11 protein-coding genes are annotated in these 11,458 nt (G+C 45.5%); 5 read left to right on the top strand and 6 right to left on the bottom strand.

Going from position 1 to position 11,458, the window contains the following annotated elements; all coding sequences use genetic code 11:
• The 5 genes from IH879_11880 to IH879_11860 form a co-directional block, all read left to right on the top strand.
• A partial coding sequence (locus IH879_11880) for a S9 family peptidase (protein ID MCH7675635.1) occupies positions 1-632 on the top strand: 632 nt, incomplete at its 5' end.
• A 267-nt stretch (positions 633-899) separates the two neighbouring features.
• Positions 900-2,267 (top strand): serine hydrolase, encoded by a 1,368-nt coding sequence (locus IH879_11875; GenBank protein ID MCH7675634.1) that lies wholly within the window; start codon positions 900-902, stop codon positions 2,265-2,267.
• Positions 2,268-2,304: 37 nt separating this feature from the next.
• On the top strand, positions 2,305-3,156 hold the full coding sequence (locus IH879_11870; protein ID MCH7675633.1) for an RNA polymerase sigma factor: 852 nt from the start codon (positions 2,305-2,307) through the stop codon (positions 3,154-3,156).
• Entirely contained in the window at positions 3,134-3,292 is a 159-nt protein-coding gene (locus tag IH879_11865; protein ID MCH7675632.1) for a hypothetical protein, read from the top strand. Before IH879_11870 ends, IH879_11865 begins: the two co-directional genes overlap by 23 nt.
• Positions 3,289-3,774 (top strand): hypothetical protein, encoded by a 486-nt coding sequence (locus IH879_11860; GenBank protein MCH7675631.1) that lies wholly within the window; start codon positions 3,289-3,291, stop codon positions 3,772-3,774. The genes IH879_11865 and IH879_11860 overlap by 4 nt, the downstream gene beginning before the upstream one ends.
• 61 nt (positions 3,775-3,835) lie before the next feature.
• Here IH879_11860 and IH879_11855 read toward each other — a convergent pair whose 3' ends face one another.
• The 6 genes from IH879_11855 to IH879_11830 all read right to left on the bottom strand — a co-directional run bounded on the left by IH879_11855 (position 3,836) and on the right by IH879_11830 (position 11,109).
• The gene (locus IH879_11855) at positions 3,836-4,402 is read right to left on the bottom strand and encodes a YdeI/OmpD-associated family protein (protein MCH7675630.1); all 567 of its coding nucleotides are present in this window, start codon (positions 4,400-4,402) and stop codon (positions 3,836-3,838) included.
• A gap of 1 nt (position 4,403) precedes the next feature.
• Positions 4,404-7,079, bottom strand: a complete 2,676-nt coding sequence (locus IH879_11850) for a protein kinase (GenBank protein MCH7675629.1) — start codon at positions 7,077-7,079, stop codon at positions 4,404-4,406.
• A gap of 43 nt (positions 7,080-7,122) precedes the next feature.
• A complete protein-coding gene (locus IH879_11845) occupies positions 7,123-7,350 on the bottom strand; it encodes a CopG family transcriptional regulator (GenBank protein MCH7675628.1) in 228 nt (75 codons plus the stop codon).
• On the bottom strand, positions 7,340-7,600 hold the full coding sequence (locus IH879_11840) for a BrnT family toxin (protein MCH7675627.1): 261 nt from the start codon (positions 7,598-7,600) through the stop codon (positions 7,340-7,342). Before IH879_11840 ends, IH879_11845 begins: the two co-directional genes overlap by 11 nt.
• A 50-nt stretch (positions 7,601-7,650) precedes the next feature.
• Positions 7,651-7,971 carry a hypothetical protein gene (locus IH879_11835; GenBank protein ID MCH7675626.1) on the bottom strand — a complete coding sequence of 107 codons (321 nt, stop codon included), beginning with the start codon at positions 7,969-7,971 and terminating at the stop codon, positions 7,651-7,653.
• Positions 7,972-8,688: 717 nt separating this feature from the next.
• Complete coding sequence (locus IH879_11830) at positions 8,689-11,109, bottom strand: ABC transporter permease (protein ID MCH7675625.1); 2,421 nt, start codon at positions 11,107-11,109, stop codon at positions 8,689-8,691.
• Positions 11,110-11,458 lie beyond the last annotated feature (349 nt).

The raw sequence follows: 11,458 nt of genomic DNA, 5'->3' as shown, positions 1-11,458 counted from the left end.
TTGCCATCGCTCACATTCGCGGCGGGCAGGAAATGGGACGCCAATGGTACGATGACGGCAAACTCTTTAAAAAGAAAAACACCTTTACCGATTTTATCGATTGCGGAAAATATTTGGTTAAAGAGAAATACACTAACTCTGACAAGTTATTCTGCTATGGCGGCAGCGCCGGTGGTCTGCTAATCGGCGCGGTGATCAATATGGCTCCGGAGCTGTTCCATGGGGCGGCGGCCGCGGTTCCATTTGTCGATGTGGTGACAACCATGCTGGATGACAGCATTCCTCTTACAACAAGCGAGTACGACGAGTGGGGCAATCCCAACGAAAAAGATTCCTACGATTATATGTTATCCTATTCTCCCTACGATCAAGTTGAAGCGAAAAACTACCCCCATTTGCTGGTTACGACCGGATTGCATGATTCGCAGGTCCAGTACTGGGAACCGGCGAAATGGGTGGCAAAACTGCGCACGCTGAAAACCGGCAACAACCGTCTGCTTCTGAAAACGAATATGGAAGCAGGTCACGGCGGCGCATCAGGAAGGTTTAAGCGTTACAAGGAAATTGCTTTTAGATATGCGTTTTTTCTGGATCTTGCAGGGAAAAATAAAACGAAACAAGGTACAAACTAACCTGGGGAAACTCATTCTTTGATTTCTATTGAAATGGCAGGCTGGATTTTCCGGTCTGCCTTTTTTAATATGGACCCAAAACACACACTAAACCTCCTTTTGTTTATTATGAAACAAATCGCCCCTTCAACCTCTCTTTTAAAGATTCCTGTTAACCAAGCGGTTCCTTCAATCGTCTAAAATGGTAAATCGGGCGCCTCTAAAGTTTTTTGATACAAGTTTTTGAATGCAATAATTTTAATTATCGAATAACAGAAGGATTTTAATATGAAATTCAAAAACCATTTGTTCTTGTTAATTCTGTTAGGGGCTGGCTTAAGGTGTGCATTTACTAAACCAAACGATTTCCCGAACAAAAAATGGCAGCAATACATTGTACCGGAAGAAGCCGGTTTTTCTTCAGAAGAACTCGAACGCGCAAGGCAGAAATTTGAAGAAAGTGAGGCCGCAGGAGTGCTTGTGATCTATGACGGCCAGGTTTTGGTTTCCTGGGGAGATACCGCGCGCAGATTCAGGTGTGCTTCGGTTCGCAAAAGCTTCATGAATGCTCTTTATGGAATTTATGTGGGAAAAGAAAAAATAGACCTGACCGAAACGCTTGCAGATTTAAAAATCGATGATGTACAAAGCCTGACCGCACAGGAAAAACAAGCCAAAGTCGTCGACCTTTTAACTGCTAGATCCGGAATATTTCACCCGGCTGCCTACTCTCCGAGAAATATGGCGAAAAACCTTCCTCAGCGTGGCAGTCATGCACCGGGGACTTTTTGGTACTACAATAATTGGGATTTCAATACACTGGCAACTATTTTTGAACAGGAGACCCAAAGGGTTGTATTTGAAACTTTCAAGGAGGATATTGCGGATCAGATACAAATGGAAGATTTTGAGCTTCGGCACACTCACTATCGATTTGAAGATAAATCTCAGCACCCGGCTTATCTTTTTAGAATGACGGCGCGCGACATGGCCCGGTTTGGTCTGCTTTATCTTAACAACGGTCGTTGGAACGGCAAGCAGATCATTCCTGAAGAATGGGTTGCTGAAAGCACAAAACCTTTTTCAACGGAGCTTGGAAGATTCAGCGAACGAGGAAGTTTCGGCTATTTGTGGTGGGTTTCTCAATTAAGGGGACAAAGAATGTATTTTGCAAGTGGCAGCGGCGGGCAAAGGATTTGTGTGCTGCCGGACGCAAATCTGGTTTTTGTGCACGTGGTCAATAGTTACGATAACAACAATGTGCGTCATGGAGACATCATGAGCCTTCTCGGTTTAATCTTGGATGCAAAGGAAGGTGAGCCAAAATCCAAGCCAAGTCTCGTCGGTTACAAACCGCCTGAAACAGACCAACCAAAAGCAGTTAAGGTGAACGATGAAATTTTGAGCAAATACGTTGGTAGTTATCGTCATCGCTTCTTGGGCAAATTGATAATTCGCGCTGGTGATAAATTTCTGATCATGGAAACCGGCATCGGCAAATTTAAATTATTTCCGATGAGCGAAAGTGAGTTCTTCCCGGAAGATATTGAAACACCGGTTCATTTTCAAAAAGCCGGCGAAGAGAACCAGCAAAATACCGCGGTATCTATGCTGAATATAAACCGTAAAGTAGAGAAAGTGGTATTCTATTATTAACTGAAAATCAGAAATTGTATTTTAAAGGAGAATAGTTATGTTTTGGTTTTTTATTGCTTCAGTTATAGTCGGGACTTTGGGATTGATTGGCTGGTTTAATCATCTACGAAATCAAAGGTTCAAAGTCGCTGTACAAGCAAAAACCGAACGTTTTAACAAAATCATCGACAAGTTTGACGACGAAAAACAGCTTATGGAGTTTTTACAAAGTGACAGAGGTTTGGCTGCCTTGAATACACTAACCACCTCCGGAAAGGGGACCAAGGTTCCAATCCTCGTGACCGCGAGTGTCGGTTTTCTGATGCTTTTTATGGGTTTTGGTGCGATGATAATCGCCTGGAAAATAGAGGACGATCTTATTTTTCCTGCCGTCTTTCTGCCGGCAACTGCCATAGGTTTATTTGCCGCTGCCGCTTTTTCGTATTTCTTAGGCCGGAAATGGGGTTTGTTCGACCAAAAATATTTGGAAGCCCCAAATAGTGAAAAACAGGGCTCAGTAGAACAAGCCTGGATGGAGCAAGCGGAATTTAAAGCGTTTTACGCCCGGACTTCAAAGCCGTTGTGGGCATACATTTACCGCATTTGTGGTGATGGTCATTTAACGGATGACCTGCATCAGGAAAGTTATTTGCGTTTTCTGCAAAAACCTCCGCGGGATACTGGCGAATCGCAGATACGATCTTATTTGTACACCATTGCCACGCGCCTAAATATCGACTGCTGGAAACGAGTGAAAGTTCATGAAAAATGGCGGCTTAACTTCGCAGAAAAGAAGAACGGCAAGTTCGAGAACCTTGACGAAACGGTCGGCCTGCAAACGGACATGGCCGGCGTTTTTAGCGAATTGAAACCGGCAAGAACGTGCTCTGCTTTGGCTGGCTTATGTTGAAGAACATTCGCATCGTAGCATTGGCGAGATTCTTGGTTTGAAGGAAAAAGGTGTACGAGTCGCTCTATTTCGTGCCCGGAAGAAATTAGCGAAAATCTTAAGTAAAAAAGGAATTGATGCAGAGGTGTTAACATGATTTGCAAAAATCAAGATGTTGTACTCAACGCAATTAAAAGGGGAAAATGGGACGATGAGATTCGCACTCATTTCGAGTCGTGTGCCATTTGTCAGGAAGAGGCCATTGTTTGGGGGTGGATGAAATCATTTGCCCAGAAAACCGAAAAAGAAGCAAACCCTGCGGCATACGGTCTCATCTGGCTCAAGGTGCAATTCATGGAAAAACAAGAGGCACAACGAAAAGCTTTGCGTCCACTGGTGATTTTTCAAATTTTTGTTGGTGCGATTCTGGGCTTAGTGCTGCTGTTTTTGACATTTGAGAACTGGCCGTTAATTCAAGGTTGGGTCACACAACTAATGGCGGATGTTCCCACTGATTCAAACAAGGTTGATCCAGCGGCATTCTCAGCGGTTGTAAGTTTTATGTCGGTTCTTTTTCTCATGTTGTTCCTGGTTTTGACTTTCCTGCTGACTTCAAATTCTTTTGTGAGGGAGGATTAAAGGAGCGTTTAAGAAGAATTGGTCAGAGGTAATCGCCTTCGGTCTGGAAAAAGTAACAACTTTATTTCATACCGAGTTTTTCGCCCTTTTTCAACAACGCAATGGATTCTTTGATTCGCTTCTCTCTGGTTTCCGGTCGCTTAGCAACTACGATCCAACCGATGTACTGCTTTTGATAACTTGGCGCCAATTGCTCAAAAAATTCCTGTGCTTCTTTATTCTGCTGCAAAGCGCGCTCAAATTCCCAGGGGATCTCAAATGAGATATTCGGTCGGGTAGACTTGTACCAAAGCCCATGCTGCTTGGCCTCTTGCACTCTGGCGAGACCGGACTCTGCCATGCGGCCCTGCTCGATCATTTTCTTCACACGCGTTTTATTAGACTCGGACCAGGGACTTTCGGATTTTCTTGGTGTGAATTTCCGGGCGTATTTTTCAGCATCGATTTTTTTGATGATACTGTCAACCCAGCCAAAGCAGAGCGCTTCTTCAACGGAAGCGTCATATTCAATGGAGGGCTTTCCGGTTTCTTTTTTGAAGAATACCAGCCAGAGTTCCCTTTCTGTTTGGTGGTGTTCGGATAACCATTTTCGCCACTCGTCTCTGGTTTTTACGTAGAGCTGCTGCAAATCAAAACTTTATCCCGAAGAACCTCTTCCCGGACGGTACCTTACTATTTAACTCCTCAAACCAATTCAGCACAACATTGAGGTGGCTCACCTCTTGCGCCAGGTCTGCATCGACGAATAAAAAACGCGAACTTTTGTGGGAGATATTCATTCGTCCTTCCCGTGAACGCCGGGCAAAAAGCTCGCGAGCAGTTGCGGCGCTAAATTTAGGCTTGGTGGTAATTGCCACAGCCATTAGTTTGTCTCCAAAACGGTAATAAAGCTGCTGACCGTTCGGGTGCCACATCGGCCATTTGCCGCCTGCTGAAGAGACTTTTGTACTTTCACTTTTGCCGGCAAAGGCACGCACATAAACTTCATCCTGTCCGGATTGATCAGAAACGAAAGCAAGCCACTGGCCATTAGGCGCGAAAATCGCCTGGCGCTCATTGAAGCGAGTCTGCAAAAAAGGCTCTGGTTTGCGGTCATTCATTTTGAGAAGCCAAATGTCCAGACTTGAGTCGGGGTGTTCCTCGTGATAAGCGAGCACGCTGCCATCAGGCGACCAGGAAGCCGGCCATTTTGGGTTATCTCCGGTGGTCAATTGCTCGGCTTGCGCGGCGCCTTCCAGAGATTGGCGGAAAAGGTTCCAGCTGCCGTCTCGGTCGGAAACATAGGTCAGACTTTTGCCGTCCGGAGTCCAGACCGGGTGGCTGTTGTTGCCATCGAAAGTTAACTGGCGTAATCCATCGTCATTCAGGTTACTAAGCCAGATATTGCTGCTGCCGTTTTTCTCAATCGTCAAGGCTATTTGATTTTCATCAGGGGAAAATTGTGGTTGGGAGAAGTCTTCCTTCTTTGCCAGCAATAGTTGTGAGCCGCCTTGAAGGTTTGCAGCCATGATTCGCCTTTCGACTCCACCCTTTGCACCCTGGACAAAAACCAGCAAGCCGTCTTCCGAGAATGTGTAATTCGGGATGTAACTGGAGCCAAGTAAAATGCCTTCCAGAACAGGAATGGTTGGACCGGTCACTTCCATTTTACTTAGATCGAATGGCACGCCTAACAACCCCCCGGACCAGGCCGCGACGATATGTCCGGTGGGACTGTAGCGGGCATAGGTGCCGCCTTCAAGCACTTTACGTCTTTCGCCGGTCGCTAAGGAAAGCACCTCGATTTGGCCTTCGTCGGGATTGCTGCTGGCCTCGGCGATGCTGGTGAATAAGATCGCCTCACCGCCCGGCAACACTTGCGGCCAGCAAACTTTCATGGGTTCCAACGGATTTTGTGTCAGGGTTAGCGGCTGCAAGGTCCCGCCAGTTGCCGAAATTTTTGCCAGAAACCAATTGCCATTTGAGCGGGTTGAGAAGTAGATAGTGTCCTCTTGAGTCCAGCTCGCGCCCAGGAATGTGTCTATATCTAAAATCTTGGTAGGCACGCCGCCAAAAATAGATGCCTTCTTTAACTTCCCGTCTGCATAAAAACCGATCCACTGGCCGTCAGGGGAGAAAAAGGGTGAGTTGCCGTTTTCAGTTCCTTGAATCGGGGTCGATTCAAATTTTTCTAATGATCGTAGAAATAGCTTGGGCTCACCATTTTGTTGGCTGACGTAGACAATATTTTTACCGTCTGGGGAAATAGTCACTGCAGAGTTTTGCCAAAAGACCAGATTTTCATCTGTGTTGATGACCAACCTGCGGACGGGCGCTTGCAAAGGCGAAACCCAGAAACGCCAGATCGAAAATCCCGCTGCCAATAAAACCAGCGCGGTAAAAGTCCACTTCAACGCGCGTTTGAAGCGTGAAGGTTTTTTCGGCTCAGGTGTCGCCATTGTGGACATCTTCGATATCGAGCGTGTTGCGGTAATTTTCGAAGTGCTTCCTCCCGAGGAAATATCGATGGCTTTCAAATCCACCGGGAGTTCGTTGGCGTTCTGATAGCGGGCGGCTGCATCTTTTGCCAGGCATTTTTCGACAATTCGCTCCAACTCCAATGGAACGCGGCTGCGCAATGCAGACAAAGGTTCCGGTTCTTCGTTTAAAATTGAATAGATCAGCGCCTGATCGTAATCTCCCTTAAACGGTATTTGTCCAGTGACCATTTCATACAACACCACCCCGAACGCCCAAATGTCCGTGCGCAGATCTACTTGCTCACCTTGAGCCTGTTCCGGGGACATGTAGGCGATAGTGCCGAGAGTGGTGCCGGCTTTTGTAAGCAAAGAACTGCCCGCAAATTTTGCCAGCCCGAAGTCCATGATTTTCACCTGGCCTTTGGGCGTTACCATAATGTTCGAACTTTTGATGTCCCGATGAACGACACCTTGTTCGTGTGCTGCCTGGAGTCCGAGAGCTGTTTGTGCTGAAATATCCACGACTTTTTTCAGCTTCAGCGGTGAGGAAGCAGTTTTTTCTTTCAGGCTCTCTCCTTCGATGTATTCCATGGAGATGTACAGGTGACCTTCTTCTTCATCGATGGAGTAAATGGTGGCAATATTTGGGTGGTTTAGCGCAGCCGCGGCCTGTGCTTCGCGGACAAAGCGATCCTTCTCTTCCCCCGTCCCAAGCCTATCAAGGGGCAGGAATTTAAGCGCGACCGTTCTTTTGAGTTTGGTGTCCTGGGCTTTGTAGACCACCCCCATGCCGCCTTCGCCGAGTTTGTCCAGAATTTTATAGTGGCCGATTTGTTTCAGTTTCATGTTTCCTCCTCGTCCTCGTGGTGTCTTTTCAGGCTGGTGGCAATTAAACTGAAGCTTCTTTTAATCTTTCAGCAATCCATACTTTGATGATTGATTGTCTGGTAACACCTAATCTTCTTGCCTCTTTATCAAGAGATTGAATCATCCAAATAGGGAAATCTACATTAACTCGTTTCTGGTTTTGCCCAGGCCTTTCAGATTTTGAAAAATCGAGGAACTCAGACACATCTTCACCATCATCAAATTTTTTGTCAAAATCTTCAGCCTTCATAAATTTCTTTTTCATTTTTTCTTGACCTTCTAACTGATATTAATCTGATTTTATTTTCTCTAACTGTATAAACTGCAGACCAGTATTTTTCTTGAATTTTGCTGATTAAAATAAACCTTGGCTCATCCAAATTCTTGGCCGGTATAACAATTCTGTATGAATCTTGCCAACGACTTTGTGCTTCCTCAAAACTAATTCCATGTTTCTTCTTATTTTCTTCACTTTTTTGTTGATCAAATTCAAACTCCATAATGGTATACAAATTATACCTTTTTTGGTTAAAATCAAACACTTTTTAAATTAAAAAGATTTTTTCCCGGATTTTCTGTGTCGAGCTGAAATTTTATTGGATTTTCTGACCCGGCGAATGTATTCGTTTGTGGTCATGGTTTTAAACCATTGCACAACCTGGGGTAGGGGCGAACCTATGTGTTCGCCCTGGGATGCGTCGAAATCGGTATCATGTTCGGGGCAGACACACAGGTCTGCCCCTACGTTCATAATTACACCGTGAAAATGATTGGGCATGACGGCCGAGTCATCACATTTGATATCGGGAAATTTGTTTTGCAATTCATGATACCATTTTGCAACCATTTTTCCGGCGTCATTTAAAATCATATTTTCATCAGCAATGCGACCGAACAGACATTGTTCTTTCCTGCGTGCAGATTGTCAAGAAATAACCACCGGCTTGTGAATAATCATATTCCTGCAGCCGGATTGATTTTCGCCTGTGAATGCCTGCATCAATGGTCATTTTATAGAGCCGATTTATTTTCTAGTGGGAAATTGTCTTTCCAATCATGGTATTAGAAAGTACAATTCTCGTTTTGGAATGTCAAGGTAATATTCATAGGGGCTTTCAATTGAACGCCCCTACATTGAAATCATGTAATAGCGCCTGAGCGAAAACATAATTTTTACTGTTTTTGCGAGCGCTTCTCAGCGAAGCAATCTCCTGATCAGGCAGGCGTGAGATTGCTTCGGCAAAAAAATGCCTCGCAAAGACGGCCATAACTAGGGTAAATTTGTGGGAGCTTCAATTTGAAATTGCGGGTGGTAGGGGCGTCCCTTGTGGACGCCCGAGGCGGGCAGGTACAAGACCTGCCCCTACTGTTTTGGGGAACTTGTACGAAAAATTTAGCGAAAGGCGACCCCGTCCCGATTTTCCTGCATTTTTTTTATAATAATGAAATCGGGAGGAGGCGCCTGAAGCCCGCGCAGGATCCCTCGTCCCGACATTCCTTTAAAAATATAATAATGAATTCGGGACGAGGAGCCGGAGCGGCCACAAAATCGCTAATGTGGAGTTTAGATAAATTTGTGTCGAGTCAGTTACTCATATCTCAAAGCTTTTGCTGGATTTGTCAAAGCGACTTTTGTTGCCTGGTAGCTCACCGTCACCCAGGCGATGACAAGAGCTGCGATTCCTGCCAAAACAAAAATATCAACACTAAGAGAAACATGATATGCAAAATTTTGTAACCAACTACTCATAAAATACCAGGCAATGGGTGCTGAGACAACAAATGCAATGAGCACAAGCCAGGTAAATTCTCGTGAAAGTAATAGGACAATATTACTGACAGTAGCGCCGAGAACTTTTCTCACGCCAACTTCCTTTGTCCGCTGCTCAGCTGTAAACGAAGCAAGCCCGACCAATCCCAGACATGCAACAAAAATCGCCAGGATCGCAAACAGACCAAAAATTTTGCCTTGACGTTCCTCCGCCCGATACAAATTCTCAAAGTTCTCATCGACAAAATTATACACAAACGGCAGGGTCGGATTGAAGGCGGTCCACTTTTCTTCGATGAATTTCATCGTTTCGGGAATGTTTTCTGATCCTATGCGGATGACATAATTCCAGGCCATGTAGGGCGCCACAAAGTAAACCGTTGGCACGATTTCCTCACGTAATGATTCAAAATAGAAGTTTTTGAGCACGCCAATAACTTGTCCGTCCCGTTGCTGCCATTGACCGCTGTCCCAATCTTTGATTTCAGAACTGCCAAATCCTTTACCAATAGCGGTTTCGTTGGTCCAGCCAAGTCTTTGCACCGCCGCTTCGTTCAGGATAAACGCCAGGGAGGCGTCGCTGGCATGTTCGCGTGAAAAGCTTCTGCCTGCGGCGAGTTCGAATCCCATCGTTTCGATGAAATCGAAATCCGTCCAGACGGTCTGCATGCCCTGACGCTGATCTTCCGGTACCCCTTCGGGCCGTGTGCCAAGGGAGCTTCTGAGTCGACCGGGTGGCACTCGTGAAGAGCCCGCAGCGTTCATAATACCGGGTTGCGCCAGAAGTTCATTTCGAAACTGGTCGTACTGTTGCCGCATCGAGAGTGGCGTTCCCGGTATCAACACTATGTGATCTTTGCTGAACCCGAGCTTCATGTTTCGCGCGTATTGCAGTTGATTATAGACCACAGACGTCACCACTATCAGGAATATGGAAACGGCAAATTGGAATGTGACCAGGACTTTTCTTAGGGTTCCCCCTTTCGCACCTTTTTTCAACATTCCCGATAGCACACTGACTGGTTTGAAAGCGGAAAGAAAAAAGGCCGGATAACTTCCGGAAACGATTCCAACAAAAAGGGTAATCATTACGAGGCCAAACAAGAGCTGACCATTTTGGAAAATATCTATACTAAGTTCTTTCCCGGCCAGTTCATTGAATGCGGTCAGACTCAATGAACTTAAAGCTATTGCCAGGACCAGTGAAAGCATGGAAAGCAAAATACTTTCACTCAGGAATTGCCAGATAAGCTGCTTGCGTAAGGCACCGACGACCTTGCGTAAACCCACTTCTTTAGCACGGTTTGCGGAACGCGCCGTTGCCAGATTCATGAAATTAATACAGGCGATGATGAGAACGAACAAAGCAATAGCCGAAAAAGCATAAACGTAGGTGATGTCTCCGCCGGGTGAGTAGGCGGCGATGTTTTGAGAGCGCAAATAAACATCTGCTAAGGGCTGCATCACCAATTTCGGGGAAGCCGATGCCCAGGCTTCTAATTTCGAATCAATAAATGTGGCAATTCTTCCCTCATAATCCTCCGGCTTTTTTCCAACCGGCAGCATGGCATAGGTTTCACAAGAGCCCTCTCCCCAGTTTTCAAGCACAATTCTGGAAAAAACCTGTTCAGCACAATTCATTGAAGCCAAAATATCAAATTGCAACTGGGTATTACCCGGTATTTGATCCAGAAGACCCGCGATTTTGAAATCGCTGTCTTGAAAAGTCAGGATCTGCCCAATGGGCTCCTCGTCACCAAAATATTTTTGGGCGATCTCCTGTGAAACTACAATTGAATATGGATGGTCAAGCACAGTTTTTGGATCTCCGATCAGAAGAGGCAAGTCGAAGACTTGAAATACGTCCGGATCGACAAAAGCCACTCTCTCCTCGTAGAAACGCTCGTCACCGAGCTGTATGAGAGTCCTGCCCTGTGGAGAGAATCGAACAATGTGTGGAATATCAGAAAAGTCCACTTTTAATTCTTTGGCGAGACGAAACGGCCCAATGGCGCGTTCCGCTGTAGCTCCGGTATGCGGATGCGTAGTCTTGATGTTTAGCCGGTAAATGTTGTCCCGATTTGTGTGGAATTGATCATAGCTCAACTCCTCCTGTACAAATAGCAAAATCAGGATAACGCTGGCCATGCCTATCGCTAATCCGAGTATATTTATGAATGCGTATTCCTTGTGTTTTACCAAACTTCGCAAAGCAGTTTTAATATAATTCTTAAACATATTGAATCCTCTCAATCAATTATCTCATAAGGTGAGAAAGGGTATTCTTACCTATTTAAGAGACAGTTCTATTAACTAAAAGTTACATATTTAAGCCAATGTCAGTTCACCGAATTTTTCCAGTACTATCCTCTATTATTCATGAACCTCCATTCTAGGCATAAATAACAATACTAACCCGTACTTTCATAATTTTTAGCGATTTTGTGGCCGCTCCGGCTCCTCGCCCCGTGGGATAAGGACCTCTTGTTTAACAGGGATGTACCTGCTGATTATCCAACGGGGCGAGGCGTCCTGCACGGGCTTCAGGCGCCTCCTTCCCGACTTCATTATTATAAAAAGATTTAAG

The sequence above is a fragment of the candidate division KSB1 bacterium genome (assembly GCA_022562085.1).
Lineage (GTDB): Bacteria > Zhuqueibacterota > Zhuqueibacteria > Oceanimicrobiales > Oceanimicrobiaceae > Oceanimicrobium.
This window is presented reverse-complemented; position numbering and strand designations above follow the sequence as displayed.

Coding starts and splice junctions, on each gene's coding strand:
- IH879_11870 (MCH7675633.1), top strand. CDS start 2,305: ATGTTTTGGTTTTTTATTGCTTCAGTTATAGTCGGGACTTTGGGATTG.
- IH879_11875 (MCH7675634.1), top strand. CDS start 900: ATGAAATTCAAAAACCATTTGTTCTTGTTAATTCTGTTAGGGGCTGGC.
- IH879_11840 (MCH7675627.1), bottom strand. CDS start 7,600: ATGGAGTTTGAATTTGATCAACAAAAAAGTGAAGAAAATAAGAAGAAA.
- IH879_11850 (MCH7675629.1), bottom strand. CDS start 7,079: ATGAAACTGAAACAAATCGGCCACTATAAAATTCTGGACAAACTCGGC.
- IH879_11845 (MCH7675628.1), bottom strand. CDS start 7,350: ATGAAGGCTGAAGATTTTGACAAAAAATTTGATGATGGTGAAGATGTG.
- IH879_11830 (MCH7675625.1), bottom strand. CDS start 11,109: ATGTTTAAGAATTATATTAAAACTGCTTTGCGAAGTTTGGTAAAACAC.
- IH879_11835 (MCH7675626.1), bottom strand. CDS start 7,971: ATGATTTTAAATGACGCCGGAAAAATGGTTGCAAAATGGTATCATGAA.
- IH879_11860 (MCH7675631.1), top strand. CDS start 3,289: ATGATTTGCAAAAATCAAGATGTTGTACTCAACGCAATTAAAAGGGGA.